Annotated in this window: 22 protein-coding genes and 1 pseudogene; 14 read left to right on the top strand and 9 right to left on the bottom strand. The window is 68.8% G+C overall.

What is annotated here, in order from left to right:
* Positions 1 to 25: 25 nt before the first annotated feature.
* On the top strand, positions 26 to 1,069 hold the full coding sequence (locus AB0H49_RS23140) for an alpha/beta hydrolase (RefSeq protein WP_357254271.1): 1,044 nt from the start codon (positions 26 to 28) through the stop codon (positions 1,067 to 1,069).
* Between the two features lie 75 nt (positions 1,070 to 1,144).
* On the opposite strand, the gene purU is transcribed toward AB0H49_RS23140, so the two are convergent.
* The gene (gene purU / locus AB0H49_RS23135; protein WP_354998829.1) at positions 1,145 to 2,035 is read right to left on the bottom strand and encodes a formyltetrahydrofolate deformylase; all 891 of its coding nucleotides are present in this window, start codon (positions 2,033 to 2,035) and stop codon (positions 1,145 to 1,147) included.
* Between the two features lie 297 nt (positions 2,036 to 2,332).
* The gene (locus AB0H49_RS23130) at positions 2,333 to 2,884 is read right to left on the bottom strand and encodes an N-acetyltransferase (protein WP_354998830.1); all 552 of its coding nucleotides are present in this window, start codon (positions 2,882 to 2,884) and stop codon (positions 2,333 to 2,335) included.
* A 158-nt stretch (positions 2,885 to 3,042) separates the two neighbouring features.
* On the opposite strand from AB0H49_RS23130, the gene deoC reads away from it, so the two are divergent.
* Positions 3,043 to 3,711, top strand: coding sequence for a deoxyribose-phosphate aldolase (deoC, locus tag AB0H49_RS23125; protein ID WP_354998831.1), 669 nt, complete (start codon positions 3,043 to 3,045; stop codon positions 3,709 to 3,711).
* 61 nt (positions 3,712 to 3,772) lie between these two features.
* On the opposite strand, the gene AB0H49_RS23120 is transcribed toward deoC, so the two are convergent.
* Positions 3,773 to 4,501, bottom strand: coding sequence for a DUF2993 domain-containing protein (locus AB0H49_RS23120; RefSeq protein WP_357254269.1), 729 nt, complete (start codon positions 4,499 to 4,501; stop codon positions 3,773 to 3,775).
* A gap of 99 nt (positions 4,502 to 4,600) precedes the next feature.
* On the opposite strand from AB0H49_RS23120, the gene AB0H49_RS23115 reads away from it, so the two are divergent.
* The 4 genes from AB0H49_RS23115 to AB0H49_RS23100 all read left to right on the top strand — a co-directional run bounded on the left by AB0H49_RS23115 (position 4,601) and on the right by AB0H49_RS23100 (position 8,323).
* Positions 4,601 to 5,209, top strand: a complete 609-nt coding sequence (locus AB0H49_RS23115) for a hypothetical protein (RefSeq protein ID WP_357254267.1) — start codon at positions 4,601 to 4,603, stop codon at positions 5,207 to 5,209.
* Positions 5,210 to 5,289: 80 nt separating this feature from the next.
* Complete coding sequence (locus AB0H49_RS23110; RefSeq protein ID WP_357254265.1) at positions 5,290 to 6,771, top strand: hypothetical protein; 1,482 nt, start codon at positions 5,290 to 5,292, stop codon at positions 6,769 to 6,771.
* A gap of 279 nt (positions 6,772 to 7,050) precedes the next feature.
* A complete protein-coding gene (locus AB0H49_RS23105; RefSeq protein ID WP_357254263.1) occupies positions 7,051 to 8,064 on the top strand; it encodes an Rpn family recombination-promoting nuclease/putative transposase in 1,014 nt (337 codons plus the stop codon).
* Between the two features lie 37 nt (positions 8,065 to 8,101).
* Positions 8,102 to 8,323, top strand: coding sequence for a hypothetical protein (locus AB0H49_RS23100; RefSeq protein WP_357254261.1), 222 nt, complete (start codon positions 8,102 to 8,104; stop codon positions 8,321 to 8,323).
* 43 nt (positions 8,324 to 8,366) lie between these two features.
* On the opposite strand, the pseudogene AB0H49_RS23095 reads toward AB0H49_RS23100, so the two are convergent.
* The 5 genes and pseudogenes from AB0H49_RS23095 to AB0H49_RS23075 all read right to left on the bottom strand — a co-directional run.
* Positions 8,367 to 8,513, bottom strand: a pseudogene (locus AB0H49_RS23095) (DUF397 domain-containing protein); the annotation flags it as partial.
* A 49-nt stretch (positions 8,514 to 8,562) separates the two neighbouring features.
* Positions 8,563 to 9,735, bottom strand: a complete 1,173-nt coding sequence (locus AB0H49_RS23090) for an RDD family protein (protein ID WP_357254259.1) — start codon at positions 9,733 to 9,735, stop codon at positions 8,563 to 8,565.
* Positions 9,736 to 10,324: 589 nt separating this feature from the next.
* Entirely contained in the window at positions 10,325 to 11,125 is an 801-nt protein-coding gene (locus AB0H49_RS23085) for a class I SAM-dependent methyltransferase (protein WP_354998839.1), read from the bottom strand.
* On the bottom strand, positions 11,095 to 11,616 hold the full coding sequence (locus AB0H49_RS23080; RefSeq protein WP_354998840.1) for a DUF2505 domain-containing protein: 522 nt from the start codon (positions 11,614 to 11,616) through the stop codon (positions 11,095 to 11,097). The genes AB0H49_RS23085 and AB0H49_RS23080 overlap by 31 nt, the downstream gene beginning before the upstream one ends.
* Positions 11,617 to 11,654: 38 nt before the next feature.
* A complete protein-coding gene (locus AB0H49_RS23075) occupies positions 11,655 to 12,140 on the bottom strand; it encodes a DUF2505 domain-containing protein (RefSeq protein ID WP_357254256.1) in 486 nt (161 codons plus the stop codon).
* 91 nt (positions 12,141 to 12,231) lie between these two features.
* Here AB0H49_RS23075 and AB0H49_RS23070 point away from each other — a divergent pair, with 91 nt between their 5' ends.
* Together AB0H49_RS23070 and AB0H49_RS23065 are read left to right on the top strand one after the other, a co-directional pair.
* The gene (locus tag AB0H49_RS23070; protein ID WP_357254550.1) at positions 12,232 to 13,272 is read left to right on the top strand and encodes a UDP-N-acetylmuramate dehydrogenase; all 1,041 of its coding nucleotides are present in this window, start codon (positions 12,232 to 12,234) and stop codon (positions 13,270 to 13,272) included.
* A 115-nt stretch (positions 13,273 to 13,387) separates the two neighbouring features.
* Complete coding sequence (locus AB0H49_RS23065) at positions 13,388 to 14,614, top strand: Ig-like domain-containing protein (RefSeq protein WP_357254254.1); 1,227 nt, start codon at positions 13,388 to 13,390, stop codon at positions 14,612 to 14,614.
* Positions 14,615 to 14,639: 25 nt separating this feature from the next.
* Here the strand turns inward: AB0H49_RS23065 and AB0H49_RS23060 are convergent, their stop codons facing one another.
* Positions 14,640 to 15,461: an alpha/beta hydrolase gene (locus AB0H49_RS23060; RefSeq protein WP_357254252.1), complete on the bottom strand. Its 822-nt coding sequence runs from the start codon at positions 15,459 to 15,461 to the stop codon at positions 14,640 to 14,642.
* 165 nt (positions 15,462 to 15,626) lie between these two features.
* Here AB0H49_RS23060 and AB0H49_RS23055 point away from each other — a divergent pair, with 165 nt between their 5' ends.
* From AB0H49_RS23055 to AB0H49_RS23030, 6 genes are all read left to right on the top strand, one after another.
* Positions 15,627 to 16,361 carry an SDR family oxidoreductase gene (locus tag AB0H49_RS23055; RefSeq protein ID WP_357254250.1) on the top strand — a complete coding sequence of 245 codons (735 nt, stop codon included), beginning with the start codon at positions 15,627 to 15,629 and terminating at the stop codon, positions 16,359 to 16,361.
* A gap of 227 nt (positions 16,362 to 16,588) precedes the next feature.
* On the top strand, positions 16,589 to 17,050 hold the full coding sequence (gene mscL / locus AB0H49_RS23050; protein WP_354998845.1) for a large conductance mechanosensitive channel protein MscL: 462 nt from the start codon (positions 16,589 to 16,591) through the stop codon (positions 17,048 to 17,050).
* Between the two features lie 218 nt (positions 17,051 to 17,268).
* Positions 17,269 to 18,666 carry a D-inositol-3-phosphate glycosyltransferase gene (mshA, locus tag AB0H49_RS23045; protein WP_357254248.1) on the top strand — a complete coding sequence of 466 codons (1,398 nt, stop codon included), beginning with the start codon at positions 17,269 to 17,271 and terminating at the stop codon, positions 18,664 to 18,666.
* A complete protein-coding gene (locus AB0H49_RS23040; RefSeq protein WP_354998847.1) occupies positions 18,663 to 19,166 on the top strand; it encodes a YbjN domain-containing protein in 504 nt (167 codons plus the stop codon). The genes mshA and AB0H49_RS23040 overlap by 4 nt, the downstream gene beginning before the upstream one ends.
* A gap of 482 nt (positions 19,167 to 19,648) precedes the next feature.
* A complete protein-coding gene (locus AB0H49_RS23035) occupies positions 19,649 to 20,542 on the top strand; it encodes an ROK family protein (RefSeq protein ID WP_357254246.1) in 894 nt (297 codons plus the stop codon).
* A 43-nt stretch (positions 20,543 to 20,585) separates the two neighbouring features.
* Positions 20,586 to 21,323, top strand: a complete 738-nt coding sequence (locus tag AB0H49_RS23030; RefSeq protein ID WP_253811722.1) for a phosphoglyceromutase — start codon at positions 20,586 to 20,588, stop codon at positions 21,321 to 21,323.
* Positions 21,324 to 21,670: the final 347 nt, after the last annotated feature.

The following is a 21,670-nucleotide window of genomic DNA, read 5'->3' as shown; positions in this document are numbered from 1 at the left end:
TATCAGTAACACAAAGGAGTGTCCGATGCGTGCACAGTTGCAGACCGCGTTGGGCGAGCTGCCGGGAAAGGCTCGGGGCCTGCTCGACGTACATCGCGCCAATCTCCGGGCGCGTACCTACTCGACCCCTGCGCTGAACCCGCCCACCGTTCCACACGACGTCATCCCGGTGACCGCGCCCGACGGCACGAAGCTGCGGGTGCACGCGTACGGTCCGGCCGACGCTCCCGCCATGGTGCTCGTCCACGGCTGGACCTGCGCCATCGAGTACTGGAATGCCCAGATCAACGCCTTCGCGGGCGAATACCGGGTGATCGCGTACGACGTGCGCGGACACGGTGAGAGCGAGCGCGGCTCCTCGAAGCTGACCATGGAACTGCTGGCCGACGACCTCGCCGCGGTGCTGAAAGCGGCGCTGCCCGCGGGCCGCAAGGCCGTGCTCGTCGGGCACAGCCTCGGCGGCATGACGCTGCAAGCATGGGCCGGGCGCTACCCCGAGGAGGTCACCCGGCGCGCGGAGGCCGTCCTGCTGACCAACACCGCGCCGCACGGCCTCGTCGCCACGACCACCGTGGTGCCGTTCTTCAACCGGCCGCTGCCGTGGAAGCGCACCGGCGTCTCGCTGCCGCACGTCGTCGGCGAGCTCGGTCTCGGCACGCCGATCGTGTTTCCGCCGATCAAGCCCGTCAAATGGGTGTTCGCCCGCCAGATCATGAGCCTGGAATCCACCGGCGACCTGGTCGACTACAGCATGGCCGTGGTGCGCTCCTGCCCCGCGGTGGTGCGCGCCGAATTCGGCAAGCTGCTCGCGATCATGGACCTCGGCGAGTCCGCGAAGAACCTGGTGGTGCCGACCACCATCCTGGCCGGCTCCGCCGACGACATGACGCCGCCGCTGCACTCCGAACTCATCGCCGAGATGCTCGAATCGGTGGGCAGCCTGGTGCGCTACGAGGTGCTGAACACCGGCCACCTCGGCAACGTCGAGATGTACGAGCGGTTCAACGAGGAACTCGCCGGCGTGCTCGACTCGGTGTACGCGCCCCCGCGCATCGAAGCGGTCGGCTGATCCGAGCCGATCGCCCGCTTACCCCGACCGGAGCCGACGTTGTCTCCGATCGGGGTCGCGGCGTGGGTACGGCGGTCAGTTGAAGACGACCGTGCGGCGGCCGTGCACCAGCACCCGGCCTTCCAGGTGCCAGCGCAGTCCTCGGGCCAAGACCACGCGTTCGATGTCGCGGCCCTGGCGCACCATGTCGCGGACCTCGTCGGCGTGATCGATGCGGATCACGTCCTGCTCGATGATCGGGCCCGCGTCCAGTTCGGCGGTCACGTAGTGGCAGGTGGCGCCGATCAGCTTGACGCCGCGGGCGAACGCCTGGTGGTACGGGCGGGCGCCGACGAACGAGGGCAGGAAGCTGTGGTGGATGTTGATCGCCCGGCCCGCCCAGTGCTCGCAGAGTTCGGCGGGCAGCACCTGCATGAATCGGGCGAGCACCACCGCGTGCGGGTCGTGCGCGTCGACCAGGTTGCGCACCTCTTCGAAGGCGGGGCCGCGTTCGGCCGGATCCTTCGGGAACGGCACGTGGTGGAACTTCACGCCGTGCGCCTCGGTCATTCCGGCCAGATCCGGGTGATTGCCGATGACGGCTTCGATGGTCGCGGGCAGCTCGCCCGAGGCGGCGCGGCCGAGCAGGTCGTGCAGGCAGTGACCGTCCTTGCTGACCAGCAGCACCGCGCGGCGCCGCTCGCCGGTGTCGTGTAGCTGCCATTCCGTCGCCGCGCCGAGCCGGGCGGCGACTTCGGAGAAGCGCTCACGCAGTTCCGCGATGCCGAAGGGCACGGTCGAGGCCTTGATCGCCTGCCGGGTGAAGAACCAGCCCGTTTCGGTGTCCGAGTGGTAACCGGCCTCCACGATCGACCCGCCGAACTCGGCGATGAACGAGGTGATCCCCGCGATGATGCCGGGTCGGTCCTGGCAGCCCAGCGTCAACACGAAACGGCGATCGTCCGAGGCGGATGGAGCGGAACTCATCGGCCCATCCTCCCAGGTGATGCTTCGCGCACCGCACCAGGACCGGATGTTCCGGGGTGGAGGTTCTCGGATGCCCGCCGTTCGCCCAGCGCACATCCATCCGGCTGCGCCTGTCGCAGCTGACGGCCGGCGGTGACCGTCAGCCGCCCAGCACGACCGGAGGCCGCCTCTGGTCGGCGCCCGCCCGCGGGCGTGTCCCGATCGAAGGTGACATTCGGTCGGTGTGACTCGTTCGGGGGCGCCTTCGGTCGGACATCACGATCCGCGCGGGTGCGCGCCGAGACCGGCAGGAGCCGATCACAGGTCGTAAAACGGTTCGGCGTAATGGAATTCGCCGGTGATCTGCGCTTCGTAGGTGGTGAGCGGGCGGACCTGGAAGTGCGAGGACCAGTCCGGTTCGTCCGGGGCGATGCCGAGGCGGGCGGCGGGTACGAAGCCGAACCTGGGGTAGTAGTCGAGGCTGCCGAGCAGGCCGATCAGGGGTTCGTCGAGCGCGTCGGCGGCGCCGAGCGCGGCGTGCATCAACGCGGAGCCGACACCGGTGCCCTGGTGCTCGACGTGTACACCGAGCGGCCCGAGGCCGAGCGCGGGGAACGGGCCGACGGCGGCGCGGGTCAGACAGACGTGCCCGATCACGGTGTCGAACTCCACCGCGACCAGCGAGAGGGTGGGAATCCAGCCGGCGTCGCTGCGCAACCGTGCGACGAGATCGACCTCGGGCGGTTCGGCGGGTGGCGCGGCGGCGAGTCCGGCCGCGGCGGTCTCGCGGGCGTACAGCGCGCCGAACGCACTGCGATGCACCGACGCGACGGCGGGGGCGTCCTCGGCGCGTTCGCGACGGATCAGCACGATGTCGTCTCCTCCCGAACGAGTTGGGCCATCCGCACAACGCTCGTCAGGTGGCCGAGCTTCCCGAAGCCCGCGGATCCACCGACAGATACGAGTGTGCGGTACGCGTCGCCAGGCACGCAACGGAATTCGCCTCGCGTATGCCAGACTCTCGAAACATGGCAGATTCCGCGTCGCTGAGCAGGGCCGAAGTGGCCGCCGTCATCGATCACACCTTGCTGGCGCCGGAAGCGACGCCCGCCGAGATCGCCGCGCTGGTCGACGAGGCGCGTGCGCTCGGCGTCTACGCGATCTGTGTCTCGCCGTCCATGCTTCCGGTGCGCGCGCCGGGTCTGGTGGTCGCCACGGTCGCCGGATTCCCCTCGGGCAAACACCATTCGCTGGTGAAGGGCGCCGAGGCGAGGCTCGCGGTGGATCAGGGCGCGGCCGAAGTCGACATGGTCATCGATGTGGGCGCCGCGCTCGACGGCGAATACAACGCCGTGCTCGCCGATATCGTCACGGTGCGCGAGGCCGTCGGAGATCGCGCGGTACTCAAGGTCATCATCGAATCGGCCGCGCTGCCGGACGAGGCGATCGTCGAGGTGTGTCGCGTCGCCGAGCGCGCGGGCGCCGATTTCGTGAAGACCTCCACCGGATTCCATCCCGCGGGCGGGGCCAGTGTGCACGCGGTGCGGTTGATGGCCGAGACGGTCGGCGGGCGGCTCGGGATCAAGGCCAGCGGCGGCATCCGCACGGCGGAGGCGGCGGCCGAGTTGGTCGCGGCGGGCGCGACGCGCCTCGGGCTGTCGAAATCGCGTGCGGTGCTGGAGGGTTTCCCCGCCTGAGCCCCCGCCGAGTGGAAAACGGCAGGGCCCGAGACTTTTTCGCGAACGCATCGCGCGGGGATCAGCAGCGCACTTCGGCGTTGTTCTCGGCGGCGGGCAGTTCCGTGCGACCACCCGCGAGCTGCGCGACGACGCCGTCGTCGGTCACCTTGATCTCGGTGGCCTTCAGGCCCATCGGGTAGCTCTGCAGACTCTCGGTCATGATGTCGACGATGCCCTCGACCAGATCGGTCGGCAGACCGATGCCGAGCAGCTCGGCCGACTTGGTCTGCACCTCGACGACGCCGTTGCGCACCTCGGGGTGCACCTGGAGCTGAGCGAGGCCGCCGAGCACGTCCAGCGTGATCATGCCGGTCGCCGACGACGAGCGGACCCCGCTGACCATGCCGCCGAGCGACTCCTGGATGCCCTCGTTGCTCCAGGTGACGTGCGCGGAGGAGCTGCCGACGACACCGCCGCCGTTGCCGCTGTTCACGCCCTCGAGATCGTGGAACTCGGCGTGCACCACCATGCCGACGGCGGGACCGAACTTGTTGTCCTGGCTGTCCACGGTGACCGAGGAGACCTTCCCGTCCAGCCAGGTGATCAGCATCGGCTTGGCGCCGAAGCCGACATCGATCCGAGATCCCATCTCTTTCTCGAACTGGCTGCTGATGCAACGGGAGACGACGTGGCGCGCGTACGCCTCGCCGCCGACCAGGACGGCGGCCAGCAACGTGGCGACCACGACCAGGGCGATCACCAGCGTGCGCCTGCTGACGGACAACTTGGTGGGCGGCTTCGTAGTCATGCGGACGATTCTTCCCGACGTTTCTGTGCGGGTTCTGTGGGCGCGTTGAGGGTCTCGAATGTGACATGTGACACAGAATTCGAGCGTAGCCTGGTCTGCATGGCTGGCGATGCGGCGGGCCGCGCACCCGAATCCGTCGATCAAGGGTGGCGTGTGCTGCGCAGGCTGGCCGGTCGGCACGCCGGATTCTTCACCACCCGCCAGGTGCTGCGCACGGGATGTGAGGCCAAGGTTCGCGCCGGGCTGGGGGATGGCTCGGTGACCAGGGCCGGAGTCGGGATGCTGCGGCTGACCGAATGGCCCGATGGACCGCTGGACGAATACGCGATGTGGGCGGCCTGGTTCGACGGCGCCGCCGCGGTCTCACACCACAGCGCCGCCGAGTTGCACGGCTTGGGCCGGTTGCGCCCACGCTTCCTGCACCTGTCGGTCGGCGCGGGACGCCCGCCGGTGACCCCGCGACTCGTGGTGCTGCGCCGACCACTGATCGGCTCGGACGTGGAATCGGCGGGCGCGTTCCTGGTGACAACGCCGGTGCGCACCGTGCTCGACCTGGCCGAGGCCGATATCGGGCAGGTGGCGCTGAACGAGGTGGTCGGCGACGCGGTCGCCATCAATCGGTGCGCGGGCGCGGAAATCCGTTCGGCCAGCGTGCGTCTGCCGCCGCGAGCCGCCGCCAGGGTGCACCGCGCGCTCAAAGGTCTGTGAGGCGCGGTGATCCGTTCCGGCTATGAATTCGAGGTCCGTCCGGTTTTGCCGGGCGCGTAATCGTGGCAGGGTGACTGATCATGGGGTCGGTAGGTGCGGGTAGGTGGGATCTCGTCTTTCCGTCCGGGGCGCCCGACCGGGTCGGCGACATGTTCGCGACCGCCGTGGTCGCCGACGCCGTGCGCCGCTACGACGCCGATCTCGCGCAATGGGTGGAGACCTGCCGCGACTGGTCGCGTCAATACCGCCCGGTGTTCCGCGGGATGACCGCGCTGGCGGCCAGCTCGCCCGACGCGTCGGTGGGCAGTGCGCGCGAAGGACTGCGCGCCGCGCGGAATCTGCTGCGCTTCGTCACCGGATACACGGTGGAACCGTTGCGCGGTGTGGAGATCGGCTCGGTTGCCGCCGACGGGCCGGACACGGGAACCGCGCGCGGCACCGGAAAACCCGCACGGCGCCTGGAGGTTCCGTTCCGTGGCGCCGTGCTCGCCGAGGAGACGTTGCAACGCGAGCTGACCGATTGGCGGCAGCGCGGCATAGTGGAGCCGGGTTTCGCGGCCGCGGTGGAGCGGGTGATCGATCATCCGGAGTGGTTGGCGCTGCCAGGGTTTCGGGTCGTCGTCGCCGGCGCGGGTGAGCTGACGCCGTTGCGCCCGCTGCTGCGCTGGGGCGCCGACGTGCTCGCGGTGGCGCGGCCGGGGCCCGCCCGCTGGCGCGAGTTGGTGGGGGAGGCCGAAGCGGGCGGGGGCGTCCTGCGCTATCCGCTGATCGACGGGCAGCCGGGCGCCGACGTCACCACCCAGTTTCCCGCCCTCGTGCCCTGGATTCGAGAACACCTCGGCGGGGACACTTTTCCGGTGTTCGGCGGGTACATCACCCGACGCGGGCCGGGCGGTGTCCGGCTCGCCGTCGCCCTCGACCTGCTCGCCGCCGATCTGCTCGGCGCGCGCCCCGACACCGCGCTGGCCGGAGTCGGATCGCCGACGGACTGCTACGCCGTGCCGGAATCCGTAATCGCCCAGGCGCATTCGCGGCTACACGGTCGCGGGCCGCGCGGCCTCGCCCAAGACGCGCTGCGCACGCTCACCCGATCCGCGCTCTATCGGCCCAACTACCGGACCCGAGTCACCGACGGCGAGGGCGCGTGCTGGTCGGTCGCCGACGCGCTCTTCCCGGCGCAAGGACCGAATCACGCCCTCGCCCAGCGGATTCTGCGCTGGCGCGCGATCGCCGCACACGATGCGGGACACACGGTCTCCTATACCGTCGCGCCGCCGACCTGGACACGCGCTGTGTCGTCCCAGCGCTCGTTGGCCGCCGCGTGTCGCAGCGCGCATCGCTTCGGCATCGAGATCTTCGAACCCGACACCGCACGCACCTTGCTCGCCGCCAAACTGGTCGCCGACCTCAACGATCCGGCCCCGGCCGATCCGAACCCGGAATCGCTGTTCGCGGGCGGCGCCGCGCATGGCGGGCTCTGGTCGCTGCCGTTCGAGCCGCGCTCCATCCTGCCGATCGCCATGGCGACCGGGCAGCTACGCGGGCTGCTCGGCCGCGAGTGAACGGCGGGCTCGCCGTTCGCCGCGCTCCATACAGCTGGGACCATCCAGGCTGGTGCGCCGCCTGTTCGGGGCGACCGACCTATGCGGGGCACCGTGCCCTGACGGTGGACACACCGCCAGAGTTGTGTGCCGATGTCGGCTCCGCTGCCCGGACCGGACTCGGCAGCGGAACGTGACTACGGAGAGCTTCCTCGACGTGGATCGACCTGGACAGCCGACCTCCCAAGTGTCGCTGCGATTTCCGGTCGGCGGGACCGTTCGGGCGGTAGTTTCGCTGCCATGCCCGCCGTCCCGTCGAACCCACACGATGCCTACTTCCGGCATGTCTTGTCCCGCCCCGCGGACGCTGCCGGTGAGATCCGCGCGGCACTGCCGGAAGACATTGCCACCCGCCTCGATTGGGATCGGCTGGAACTACAACCGGGCAGCTTCGTCTCCCCGGAGTTGCGTTCCCGCTACACCGACATCCTCTACCGCACCCGTCTCGACGACCACGACGCCTACATCTACATCCTCGTCGAACATCAGAGCAGGCCCGACCAATTCATGGCGTTGCGGATGATGGACTACCTCGTCAAAGTCTGGAATCACCATCTGGACACGCACCACAAGCCCAGCACCCTGCCCGCGGTGATTCCACTGGTGGTCCACAGCAACGGCACCGGTCGCGTCTGGAACACCCCGACCGAACTGGCCGACCTCATCGATCTCGACCCGGCAGCCCGCGCGGCGCTCGACCCGTATCTGCCGCGCCTGCGTTTCCTGCTCGATGATCTCGCCGCGCTGGATTTGCGGGCCCTGCGAAATCGCGACCTCACTCCCGCGACCCGGGTCATGCTGATCCTGCACAAGATCACCCCCGGCAATACTCGGCTCGGTGTCGACCTGCTGGCGTTGACAGATGACCTGCAAGCGATCCTCGACGGCCCCCGCGGTGAGGATGAATTTCACTGCGTCACGAGGTACCTGTTCCTCGTCGGAGATATGGCTACAATCGACTTCGACCCTCTCATCGACCGACTCGGTCCCCGAGCGAAGGAGGCCATCGTGACCACCGCCGAACGCCTCCGCGCCGAAGGACGTGCTGAAGGGCGCGCCGAAGGATGGGCCGAAGGGCGCGCCGAAGGGCGCGCCGAGGAACGGGCCAATACCCTTGTCGAGCTGCTGACCTTGAAGTTCGGTCCGGTATCAACGGGGGTTGTCGACACGGTCCGGGCTGCGGATCCGGCGCAGGTGCGAGTCTGGATCGGCCGGGTCCTGGCTGCCGCCTCTGTCGAGGATGTCTTCGCCTGACCGGCACCGACTCGGTCCCTGAGCGAAGGAGGCCATCGTGACCACCGCCGAACGCCTCCGCGCCGAAGGGCGTGCTGAAGGGCGTGCTGAAGGGCGCGCCGAGGAACGGGCCAATACCCTTGTCGAGCTGCTGACCTTGAAGTTCGGGGCAGTTCCGGCGGGGGTTGTCGACACGGTCCGCGCTGCGGATCCGGCCCAGGTGCGAGTCTGGATCGGCCGGGTCTTGGCTGCCGCCTCTGTCGAGGACGTCTTCGCCTGACCGGTACGTCCAGGCGGTTGAACTCCCCGTCTCGGGCGCCAGCGGTGAAGGAGTCCCATTCGGCGGGGGTGAAGAGCAGGGCCGGGCCGGTCGGGTTCTTGGAGTCGCGGACGCCGATCATGCCGTTGTCGAGGTAGGCGACTTCCACGCACGCCGCACAGCTGCTCTTGAACCAGCGGGCTCTGGTCAGATCACCGTTCGGCGCTTGCCGTGCAAAACCCTGTAAAGCGAGCGGTTACTCACGGAATAGCGGTTCTCCCGGGATTCGCCTCGACGGTCGAAGTATCTGGTGTCGACGAAGAATTGTGTCGATCGCGCAGATCTCGACGCCGGACCGCGGGAAGAAGATAGAACGAGGGATTGTCCACGAACTCGAGCAGAATGTAGGACATGGCGAACCAGCCTCCGATCAATCTGCTCAGGCGGGGGTAGCGGCCGGTCTCCCGATCGATGACCACCAGTCCGAACGGCGCCTTGCCGATCGTGGTGTGCCAGATCGCTTGGAGGATGACCCGGTCGATGAAGGAGGCAACCAGGAACCATAGAAACACCTCGAATGGATTCACCGTGGTGAGTGACCAGTCGTGAGGGCTGACTTCTGCCGAGAGCGCCCCGCTCCGGACACCAGTGATGACAAACCCGGTCGCAATGTGAATCGCGATGTCGAGAAGATAGGCCAGCGTGCGCCGGAGACGGCGCGGTGAAGGGAAATCGGGATCATCGATGCCACCGTGCCGCTTGTGCTCGGTAGTGCTTGTTTGCGGCTTGTTCTCAGTGGTGCTTCTTTTCGGGCGGTGACCGGTCGGAAGCTTCCATAACCCGTTTGCCGCCTGCTCCGCGGGAAGTCCGGCCTTCTCGAGGTTGGATTTCGAAACCGGGGATCGGTACGCGTAACGGGGTGTCCCGCCTCCCGGCCGCGAGATGGCTCCATATTTCATCGGATCGCCCGCGAACCAACAGGTCTGCGTTTCATAGTTCGCGATCGTGCCTCGCCTGAATGTGCTCAGAACGAGTTGCGAGACAGGGGATCCCGAGGAATCCCGAAGCTCCACATACCCACTGCCCAGGTTGAGATAGCCGATTTGCCATTCCGTCCATGCGTACCTGCGCAGCGATTTTCGGAGGCGGCGACCAGTCCACAACATGGTTGCGCCGATTATTCCTCCGATGGTGAACATCAGAATCGAAAAGGTGGTTCCGAGGCTGGCCAGTTGCCGTGTCGTCTGCGAATACTCGGGCCCTCCGAGTTCGATGCAGACTACGACCAGTGGCAAGCTCGCAATGCCCGCCGCCGTTCCTACGTAGGACCACAGTGTGGCCCAGCCGCTGATCGCGGATCGTGTTGCGTCGCATTCGATGGCTGGACGACCGGTGGTGTCCGACGTTCCTGCCGGTTGCGCGAGGTAGGTCATGGCAGCTCCAACGGCAGCGCCCTCGGCGGGGTACCGGGTGCGCCGAATTCGATCGATCGAGCCATGTCCGACATCATCTTTCGAAACTCTGGCCCCGACTCCACCGCGTTGGTGAACAAGACGGGCTCCTGAGTTCTGCCGAAATTCTCGGTGGCCGCTCTACTCCGACTCTCCGCGTTCACGGCGGCGATCGCGGCCGGTTCGAGTATCACCGATAGTCCGTTGCCGCCCGGTGTCGTCGGATTCTGCTCAGCCACCGGCTTCCCCCTTGCTCATCCCACGTGTTGTGCCGCACCCTGGGCGGAATGCTATGGCGGACAGGCCAATACAGGCTAACATCCCGCCGTTTCGGTGTGAGGACCCCACGATCGCTCCCTCCCGCGATCGAGTACTTCGATGTGAATCCGCGACTGCCGTAACGAATTACCGGAGAAGCCGAGTTCGCGAAATGGGGTCGTGTCAGCCCCGCGTATCGAACACCGCCCGCGTTGGCGCGACATGTCGCGCCGACTGAAACCTGCCGAGTGCTCGGGAGAAGACCCACGGATCAGAGGTGATCGAACGCAGGTCATTCGCACGTGGTTCCGGCTCAACCCAGGGGCGCGACGACCGACCACGGAACCGACAGCACGCAGTCGCGCATCCGTCGGCGATACTGCCGCACCGGAAACCCTTGCGCACGTAGCTGTTCCGCGGCGGAACGCCAGCGGACCCGAGGTCCGAACGGAGCGAGCGGCGCGGCGTGCGAGTACGCGCGGTCGGCGGCGGTGAGCAAGGTGTGGATCGGTTCGCCGGGCACATTCCGGTGGATGAGCGCCTTAGGCAGTCGCTCGGCGATGTCGGAGGGGCGCTCGACGGTGAACGGATCCCACGCCAGCGTCAGCGAGAGCGGGCCGGTGCGGTCCAGCAGCACCCAGGCGCTGCGGCGGCCCAGTTCGTCACAGGTGCCGTCGACGAGCAGGCCGTCGGGCGCCATGGCGGAGAGGATGGTCGACCAGGCGTCCGGCACGGCCGACTCGGGGTACTGGCGCAGCACGTTGAACGCGCGCACCAGCACGGGACGCAGACCGGCCAGCTCGAAACCGCCCCTGGCGAAGGTGACGCCGTCGCGACCGGGTACCACCCGCTCCGGATCGATTTCGAGACCCACCATCCGCACGTCCGGCCGCACCCTGCGCAGCCTGCCCGCCAGCTCGAAGGTGGTCCACGGACTCGCGCCGTAACCGAGGTCGACCACCAGCGGATCGGGCGCCGCCGACAGGCGCGCGGTGACCAGCTCGTCGTGCATCAGCCAACGGTCGCTGCGCCGCAGCCGGTTGACGCCGGTGGTCCCCCTGGTGATCGTGCCGATAGGTCTGCTCAGCTGGTCGGGTTTCGCTCTTCCAGCCACTTCACCGTTTCCTCGGCCTCGCCACGGAACAGATCGACGAGGTTCACCAGAATCAACTGCTCGAGGCGCGGGCCGACCATCGGGATGAACACCTTCGCCTCCGAGGAGAAGCGCACGGTGCAGCCGGTTTCGGTGGGGAAGAGCTTGATGGTGCCGCTCAGGCTGCCCGGCCCGGCCGGAATCGACGCCGAGAACTTGCCGACGGTCTCCTCGCCGTTGTACGGGCCCCAGCTCTCCTTGCGGGTGATGACCATGTCCTTGCGCATCACGGTCTGCGCGATCTCCGGCAGCATCTCGCGCGGCAGGGTGTGATGCAGCACCACGTCGATCCCGGAATCGCTCACCTCGTGGCTGACCACCTCGTTGGCCGGCGTGTACTTTCGCATCTCGGCGACCCGCGCCTCCCAGTACTCGCGGGTCGACAGCGCCTCGTACAGCTCCTTGGTGGTGTGCAGCGGGTAGCGGGCGGAGTAGTCCAGTCGGCGTGCCATTCGAAAAAGGTTACTGGGTGACGGTCAGCACACGATCCTCAGTGCTGGGACAGCCAGGTGTTGGTGAACTCCTCTTCCGACTGGAGGAGTTCGGTGAGGCGTTCCTGGATTGCGGCTTCGATCTTGCTGCCGAAGAGCGGGACCTTCACTTCGATGCTGCCGTCGAGGGTGGCGGTGGCGGCGGTGTCGTCGCCGGTCAGGGTGATGGTGCCGCGCATGGTGGCGGGGGCGCCCTCGACGCGGACGTCGAAGGCGGCGGTGTCGCCGGTCCAGTTCTCGGTGCGCGGGATGATCAGGTCACCGGGGCGCACCGCGGTGATGGCGGGCGGCAGCAGTTCGGCGGCGATGGCCTGCACCATCTCGACGCGCACCTGATCGCCCTCCACGGTGACCGACTCGAGGCGAGCGTTCGGTCCGCCGACCTCGGCGATGCGGTCCTTCCAGTACTGCTCGTCGGCGAAGGCCGCGCGCACGGCGGCGACCGGGTGGGAGTAGCGGGCCGTGTACGCCAAGGGTGTAGCCATGGTTGGACACGCTACCGTCTGGAGCGTGCGAACTTCACGTGTGGTGGCGACCGATCAGGCGCGCGACGTGCTGGCCGACACCGGTGCGCTGGTGCGCGACGAGGTGCGGCTTGCCGAGCTGACCACGCTACGGGTCGGCGGCCCCGCGCTGGTCGCCGAGTGCGCCTCGACGCAGTCCGTGGTGGCGACGGTGCGCGCGCTGGACGCGGCGGGCATCCCGGTGCTGCTGCTCGCGGGCGGCTCGAACCTGCTCATCGGCGACGACGGGTTCGACGGCGTCGTGGTGCGCATCGCGACCGCGGGCGTCGAGATCGGCGCGGACGGCGTCGTCGCTGAGGCGGGCGCGAACTGGGACGCGGTGGTCGCCGCGACCGTGGCGGCCGGTCTCGGCGGTCTCGAATGTCTTTCCGGCATACCGGGTTCCGCGGGCGCGACGCCGGTGCAGAACGTGGGCGCCTACGGCGTCGAGGTGGCCGATCTGCTGCGCCGGGTGCGGCTGCTCGACCGCGCGAGCGGCGAGATTCGCTGGGTGGAGCCCGCCGAACTCGGCTTCGGCTACCGCACCAGCGTGCTCAAGCACCGCGACGACGCGGTCGTGCTCGACGTGGATTTCGCGCTGAACGCGGGCGCGGCGAGCGCACCGCTGCGCTACGGCGAACTGACCAGAGTCCTGGACGCCACCGAGGGCGAGACCAGACCCGCCGCGGACGTGCGGGACGCGGTGCTTCGCCTGCGCGGGGGCAAGGGCATGGTGCTCGACGCCGCCGATCACGACACCTGGAGCGCGGGCTCGTTCTTCACCAACCCGGTGGTCCCGCACGCGCGCGTGCCCGAGGTGCGGAACGCGATCACGGCGCACGTGGGTGATGTCACGATTCCGACCTACCCGGCCGTGGACGGCGTGAAGTTCTCCGCGGGCTGGTTGATCGAACGCGCGGGCTTCGCCAAGGGCTTCCCCGGCCCGGATGCCGCGGCCCGGCTCTCCACGAAACACACGCTGGCACTGACGAATCGGGGCGCCGCCACCGCTGAGGACCTGGTCGCGCTGGCCCGCACCGTGCGCGACGGCGTGGCCGAGCGTTTCGGCATTCGGCTCGAGCCCGAGCCCGTCACCGTCGGCGTCACGCTCTGACGTGTCGGACGACCGAACCGCACAGCCGAGGCGGAGATACGCCTGACCGCACGAAATGCGCGGTGCGCCAGGCAACGGGCCGGTCGGGTCGTTCGCCAGGCGTAAATTCGATGCGGTGAGCAAGCGTCCCGTGATCCGCCGACCGGTGGCCGCCGTGTCGGCTGTCCTGCTCGTCGTGGTCGCCCTGGTGGCCGGTTGTTCCAGCGACGACAAGTCCGGCGGCGCGTCCGGTCCGGTGGCCGAAGTGACCATGAGCCCCGGCGACGCCGACGAGAACGTCAACCCCGTCGCGCCCGTCACCGTGACGGTCGCCGACGGGACCATCGCCCAGGTCGCGCTGACCAACGCGGCGGGCAAACAGGTGCAGGGTGAGCTCAGCCCCGACAAGCGCACCTTCCGCATTACCGAACCGCTCGGCTACGACGCCACCTACACATGGTCGGGCACCGCCGTCGGCGCCGACGGCAAGCCGGTCCCGATCGACGGCTCGTTCCGTACGCTGGCGCCGAAGAGCACCGTCCCGGCGACGGTCAACATCGGCGACGGCCAAGAGGTCGGCATCGCCGCCCCGATCATCCTCCAGTTCAAGTCCCCGGTGACCGACAAGGCCGCGGTGGAGAAGGCGCTGACCGTCACCACCGATCCGCCCACCGAGGGCGCGTGGGCCTGGTTCCCTGACGACAACGGCGGTTCGCGTGTGCACTGGCGGCCCAGGCAGTACTGGACGCCGGGCACCACCGTGCACGTCGCCGCCGACCTCTACGGACTGGACCTGGGCGGCGGGAACTACGGCTACTCCGACCTCACCTCGGACTTCCGCATCGGCCGCAGCCAGATCGTGCAGGCCGACGCGCCGAGCCACCGGATGCGAGTGGTGCGGGACGGTCGGACCGTCTTCGATTTCGCCGTGAGCTACGGCCAGGGCAACGAGCCGCGCAACGTGACGCGCTCGGGCATCCACGTGGTCACCGAGAAGTACGAGGATTTCCTGATGTCGAATCCGCCGTACTACACCAACGTCAGGGAACGCTGGGCGGTGCGTATCTCCAACAACGGCGAATTCATCCACGCCAACCCGGAATCCCTTGCGGCGCAAGGCTCGGCGAACGTCACCAACGGCTGCATCAACCTCTCGCCCGCCGACGCCCAGGCGTACTTCCCGACCGCGCGCTACGGCGACCCGGTCGAGGTCACCGGCACCTCGATCCCGTTGTCCGCGGCCGACGGCGACCTCTACGACTGGACCATCGACTGGGCGACCTGGAAGAAGATGTCGGCTCTGGACGGGTCCGCGTCCCCGGTCGTCTCGGCCACCCCGGTCTCGCCGGGGCCGCCCCGGTAGGGCCCGGTCGCGCTCACACCGGTCGCTACAGACTGTCGATGAACTCGGTGACCTCGGTGACGAAGCGCAGGCGGTCCTCGATGAACAACCCGTGCTGCGCACCGGGCCAGAACGAGGTACGCGCACGCGGGGTGTTCTCGGCGATGTAGCGGCCGTTGTCGATGGGGACGACGGGGTCCGCGTCGCCGTGCAGCACGAGGACCGGAATGTCGAGGGCGCGAAGGGTTTCGGTGTTGTCGACAGAGCGGTAGAAAAGCGCCTTGCGCACCGCGGGCGGGGTGGCAAGGCTGATGCCGAACAGCCGCTGGGCGTCCACGCCCTTGTCCGGGCCCGGGCCGGTGTTGGCGTTGCCGAACGCGGCGAAGGCCCTGGTGGCGCGACCCGCGCTCGCCTCGAAGACGCCGGGGATGGCCTCCTGCATCGCGGGTCCGGTCGCGGCGCCGGGTACGTCGCGCCCGATATTGGCCATAGAGCCGGTGAATACGACGCCCGACACCGCGCCCGCGCCGTAGGCGGTGAGGTAGTCGCTGATCACGATGCCGCCGTAGGACCAGCCGAGCAGTACAGCGTCGGACTCGATGCCCTCGGCCGCGAGGACCGCGGCGAGGTCGGCGGCCCAGTTCTTGGGATCGTCGTAGCCGTTCTCCGGGACGCCGGAATAGCCGTGACCGCGCAGATCCATCGCGATCACCCGGAACCGGCCGGCCAGATCGTCGGCCGCGCCGCCCCAACAGCGCAGGCTCGCCGACCAGCCGTGCACCAGGACGAGTGGCCGTCCGTCGGCGGGTCCGTCGATTCGATAGACGATGCTGGTGCCATCCGCGCTGACCGCTTCCCGAAGTGCCATGCCACCCAGCGTAAGGCCGGGCGCCGATGCTCCGCGCGGGTGATCCGTGCGGTAGCGCGTGACACCGGCAAACACCCCGCACTCGAGCGGCGCTGCCGGGCGAAGCCCGTCGACAGATCGCGCACGACCGGAGCGACGGCGGAGGTACGCCCTAAACTCGCCCCCATGAGCAATCGCACCGCCGTCGTCACGGGAGCCAGTTCCGGCATCGGGGAAGCCACCGCGCGGGAACTCGCCGCGCAGGGCTATCACGTATACGTCGGCGCGCGCAGGCTCGACCGGCTGCGCGCGCTGGCCGACGAGATCGGCGGCACCGCAGTGGAACTCGACGTCACCTCGGAGGAGTCGGTCGCGGCCTTCACCGACGCCGTGCCGTCGGTCGATGTGCTGGTCAACAACGCCGGTGGCGCGAAAGGCCTTGCGCCCGTGAGCGAAGCCGACCTGGACGACTGGCGCTGGATGTGGGAGACCAACGTGCTCGGCACGCTGCGCGTCACGAAGGCGTTGCTGCCCAAGCTGATCGCCTCCGGCGACGGCCTGATCGTCACCATCACCTCGGTCGCCGCGTTCCACGCCTACGACAACGGTTCCGGTTACACCTCGGCCAAGCACGCCCAGGCTGTGCTGCACCGCACGCTGCGTGGCGAACTCCTCGGCAAGCCGGTGCGGCTCACCGAGATCGCGCCAGGCGCGGTGGAGACCGAGTTCTCTCTGGTGCGTTTCGAGGGCGACGCGGAGCGGGCGGCGAAGGTATACGAGGGTATCGATCCGCTGGTCGCGGCGGACATCGCCGAGATCGTCGGTTTCGTGGCCTCGCGACCGCCGCACGTCAACCTGGATCAAATCATCGTCAAGCCGCGAGACCAAGCCGACCCCGGACGCTTCGCACGCCGTTCCTGAGCCGTGCTCTGCGGTCTGGGCGGCCGTGCCACATACTTTCCACACGCGACACATAGGCGGTGGCTGTGTGGGGCGTGTGGTGGGGGTGTGGGAGCGTGGGATTCCGGTGTTGTGGGTGTGAGGTTCCGCGGGAGCGTTTGCTGGGGATTCGCTGAGTTGCGGAGTGGCGGTTAGCATCGGATCGTTTTTCTGAAACTTTGCTACACCGGATTGGAGTTGTTCGACTCATGCTCAAGGGCTTCAAAGAGTTCCTGATGCGCGGCAATGTCATCGACCTCGCCGTGGCTGTGGTGATGGGCACCGCGTTCACGGCGGTGGTTACCGCGGTGACGAAGGGCGTGGTCAATCCGTTGCTCGCCGTTTTCGGCAACGCCAACGAGCTCGGCCTCGGCTTCCACCTGGTGCCGAGCAAGCCCGCGACATTCATCGCCGTCGGCCCGATCGTCACCGCCTTCATCGATTTCGTGATGATCGCGGCGGTCCTCTACTTCGTGCTCATCATGCCGATGAAGACCCTGAAGAACCGGTTCGGCACCACCAAGGCGGCCGAGCCCACCGAGACCGAACTGCTCATCGAGATCCGCGACCTGCTCGCCAAGCAGAGCGCCGACGCCCGCGCCGCCCACAACGCGGAGACGCTGGCGAAGCTCGACCGGCTCGATCCGACGCTCGGGAGCTCGCACCAGTAGTCGCGGGCGCGCGAGACCTCGCCAACCGCGCACGGCCGACGCGCGTGCTGCGGGTGGCGACCCGCCCTTGGGCCGCGCATGGCCGGAATGGATGCGAACGTACGCACATACATTCGAATCGCAGGTCAGCGCGGTTCGTGAGCCCTCTCACCTTTTGCTGTGTGATGACTCTCACTTGCCCGGTAGGCGGCGTCGGCGGCGGTTATCCACCGTGCACTATGGATGTTGTGAGTCAACGTGCGGACCAACGGCCGAACCGGATCGCCGTGCTGTCGGTGCACACGTCGCCACTCGCGCAACCGGGCACCGGTGACGCGGGCGGCATGAACGTCTATGTGCTGCAAACGGCTCTCCAGCTGGCGCGACGCGGGACCGAAGTCGAGATCTTCACCCGCGCCACCTCGTCGAACGTCCCTCCGGTTCAGGAGGCGGCGCCCGGGGTGCTGGTGCGCAACGTGGTCGCCGGACCGTTCGAGGGACTCGACAAGCACGATCTCCCCACCCAGCTGTGTCCGTTCACCGCGGAGGTGCTGCGCCAGGAGGCGCGTCATCAGCCGGGTCACTACGACTTGGTGCACTCGCACTACTGGTTGTCCGGCCAGGTCGGCTGGCTGGCCAGGGATCGCTGGCGGGTGCCGCTGATCCACACCGCGCACACCCTTGCCGCGGTGAAGAACGCCGCGTTGGCCGATGGCGACTGCCCCGAGCCCGTCACCCGCGAGATCGGCGAGAAGCAGGTCATCGCGGAGGCCGACCGGATGGTCGCCAACACCGCGGAAGAGGCGCGTCAGCTCGTCGAGCTCTACGGCGCCGACGCCGAGCGCATCGATGTGGTGCCGCCGGGAGCCGACCTGGCCCGCTACCGTCCCGGTGACAAGGCCGCGGCCCGCGCCGAGCTCGGCCTTGCCGCCCATGAGCGGGTCGTCGCTTTCGTCGGCCGCATCCAACCACTCAAAGCCCCCGACGTGCTCGTCCGTGCGGCCGCCGAATTGCTGCGCACCGATCCGGACCGCAATCTGCGGGTGCTGATCGTCGGCGGCGCGTCCGGCAGCGGACTGAAGCGCCCCGATGCGCTGATCGAGCTGGCGTCCGAACTCGGCATCACCGACCGCGTGACGTTCCTGCCGCCGCAGCCGCCGGACCGTCTCGTGCAGGTCTACCGTGCCGCGGACCTGGTCGCGGTGCCGAGCTACAACGAATCCTTCGGCTTGGTCGCCATCGAGGCGCAGGCCAGCGGCACCCCGGTCCTCGCCGCCGACGTCGGCGGACTCGGCACCGCCGTCCGGCACGGCGAGACCGGACTGCTCGTCCCCGGCCACCGCACTCCCGACTGGGCCGCCGCGCTCGGCGCGCTGTTGGACGCGCCGGGGCGTTTGGATGAGATGGCCCACCGCGCGGTCGCGCACGCCACGAACTTCTCCTGGGAGCACACCGCCGACGGGCTGCTCGCCAGCTACGCCGCGGCGCTCGCCGGATTCCCCGAGACCGAACTGGGCGGTGGACCGGTGGCGGCGGGCGCGGAACGCACTAACCTGTCCGGTGCCGCGCTCCTCGGCGAGGGCGGTCAGGCCAGATCGCGGGCGCTGTGGCGGCGCCGGATGGGAGTGCACCGATGACGGAGATCCAGTCGACCGTGCGGCTGATCGACGAGACGCTGCGTGATCGGGAGATCGAGTACACCCGCCCGGGCGAGGACGTCTTCGTCGTCGTGCTGCCCGGTGAGCGCAAGCTGAAGACGACGCTGATGCTCACCGTCGGCAAACACGGCGTGCGCATCGAATCCTTCGTCTGCCGCAAGCCCGACGAGAACTTCGAGGGCGTCTACAAGTTCCTGCTCCGCCGCAACCGCCGCCTCTACGGCGTGGCCTACACGCTGGACCGGGTCGGCGACATCTACCTCGTCGGCCGCATCGCCACGCACGCCGTCACCGAGGACGAGCTCGACCGCATCTTCGGCCAGGTGCTGGAGGCGGTGGACGCCGACTTCAACGTGCTGCTGGAACTCGGCTTCGCGGAATCCATTCGGAAGGAATGGAAGTGGCGGGTCTCGCGCGGGGAGTCGTTGAAGAATCTGCTCCCGTTCGAGCATCTGGTCGAGTCTTCCGAGAACTCCTGACTTTCGCACCCGATGGTGCGCGTTCGGCCCAGCGATCCCGAGGCGCTCCGGCTGACTCGAAGACTCGGGTCGCGGTGTCGAGCGGCTGGAGTGTGTGCTCGATCCGGAGATTCCCGGCGGGCACGGCTGCTGCACTCGATGGTGCCGAGCGGCCATCGAGCGGACGGTCCGAAGGTGCGGGGCAACCGACTGGCCTTCCGTCCGGAGTCCGAACGGATGCCGCGTGTCCGAGGCGGTGCGAACGGGTCGCCGGTCGACGAGCCCGACGTGCGGAGCGGCCGACTGTTGCCGACGAACTCGATTGCTGCCAGTGGCTCCCGCCTAATGGGTCTGGAGGTATCGAGAGGCCGCTGGGCGCTTGCCCTGATGGTGCTCGGCTGCCGCCGGGCAACTACCGTTGGCGACCGCACAGCAAGATCATTCGGCACCGGACCGTCGCGCGTACGCGGCGGTCCGGTGGCGTTGGGAAGTGGGGGTTTCGAATGACCGTTCTCGCTCTGGACATCGGCGCGACCAAGATCGCGGTCGGCTTGGTGGGGGCCGACGGGATGACGCACGAGGTAGGCCGCATCCAGGTGCCGCAGACCGGCGTGTGGGAGGCGGTGCGCGGGCTGTTGCTCGCCGCGGCCAACGGATCCGACGTGGACCTGGTCGGCATCGGCTCGTGCGGTCCGGTGGACGCACCCGCGGGGATCACCACCCCGCTCAATATCCCGGAGTGGCGCGACGGATTCGCGCTGGTGCCCGCAGTACAGGAACTGTTTCCTGGCGCCACGGTGCGCTTCGCCATCGACGGGGTGTGCCTGGCGCTGGCCGAGCGGCATTTCGGCGCGGCGCGGGAGACGCCGGACGCGCTGGCCATGACGGTGTCCTCGGGGATCGGCGGCGGTGTGATCGTCGGCGGGATGGTCGCGGTCGGGCACACCGGCAACGCGGGGCACATCGGTCACATGATCGTGCCGGGGTCGACCGACCCGTGCGCCTGCGGCGGGGTCGGCTGCGTGGAGGCGGTGGCCAGCGGCCCGTCCTCGGTGCGGTGGGCGCGCGAGCGCGGCTGGCACGGAACCACCGGCATCGAGCTGGCCGCCGACGCCGAAGCGGGGGACCGGATCGCCAAGGCGGCGCTGCGGCGCGCGGGAATCGCGCTGGGCCAGGTGATCTCGTCGGCGGCCGCGCTGCTCGACGTGGATCTGGTGGTGATCGGCGGCGGCTTCGCGCAGTCCGGTGAGCCACTGTGGCGACCATTACAGGAGGCCCTCGGCGCGCACGCCCGCATCGAGTTCCTGCGCGACCTGCACGTAGTCCCTTCGGAATTGGGCGATCAGGCCACCCTGGTCGGCGCCGGACTGCTCACCGCGCTCGCTCCGGCATCCTGACCAGGGCTCCGGCGCGCGGTCCGCGCGTGGCAGGATGGCCGTCATGACGTACACCCTCGTGTTGCTGCGCCACGGCGAGAGCGAATGGAATGCCCTGAACCTGTTCACCGGCTGGGTGGACGTGCACCTGACCGACAAGGGCATCGCCGAGGGTAAGCGCGCGGGCGAGCTGCTCGCCGAGCACGGCATCCTGCCCGACATCGTCTACACCTCGCTGCTGCGCCGGGCCATCTCCACCGCGAACATCGCGCTGGACGCGGCCGACCGGCACTGGATCCCGGTGATCCGCGACTGGCGGCTCAACGAGCGGCACTACGGCGAGCTGCAGGGCAAGAACAAGGCGCAGATCCGCGACAAGTACGGCGACGAGCAGTTCATGTTGTGGCGGCGCAGCTACGACACCCCGCCGCCGCCGATCGACCCGGCCAACGAGTACAGCCAGGAAGGCGACGCGCGGTACGCGGGCATCGAGGTGCCCAAGACCGAGTGCCTGCTCGACGTGGTGAACCGGATGGTCCCGTACTGGGAGTCGACCATCTCCAAGGAGCTGCTCACCGGCAAGACTGTGCTGGTCGCCGCGCACGGCAACTCGCTGCGCGCGCTGGTCAAGCACCTGGACAACATCTCCGACGAAGACATCGCGGGCCTGAACATCCCGACCGGCATCCCGCTGCGCTACGAACTGGACGAGAACCTGCGCCCGGTGCGTCCGCGGGAGTACCTGGACCCGGAGGCGGCCGCCGCCGGAGCGGCCGCGGTCGCGAGCCAGGGCGGTAAGTAGTACGTAGTTCGATGCGCCGCGGCCGGTTGATCGGCCGCGGCGCATCGCCGTTTTCGGGCGGCCTCGGCGTCACCCAGCTGAAGTGCGGTTCCGCGAGTGCCCCGGCCTGGAGCGCTGCGGATGGTCCCGATGCGTCGGCCGAGTGCGCACCTGCATCGCCGTTAGGTGGCCGACCTATCCGGCGGAGTCGAAACCCCGAGTGTCGCGAGGTTGTCCCGACCCGCCCGGCCGATGACAATGCGTCCTGGGCCGCTGGGCCGCTGGGCCGCTGGGCCGCTGGGCCGCTGGGCCGCTGGGCCGCTGGGCCGCTGGGCCGCTGGGCCGCTGGGCCGCTGGGCCGCTGGGCC

Origin of the sequence: Nocardia sp. NPDC050713, assembly GCF_040654315.1 — a bacterium.
GTDB lineage: Bacteria > Actinomycetota > Actinomycetes > Mycobacteriales > Mycobacteriaceae > Nocardia.
The sequence above is the reverse complement of the archived record's forward strand: the minus strand, read 5'-3'. Positions and strand labels throughout refer to the sequence as shown.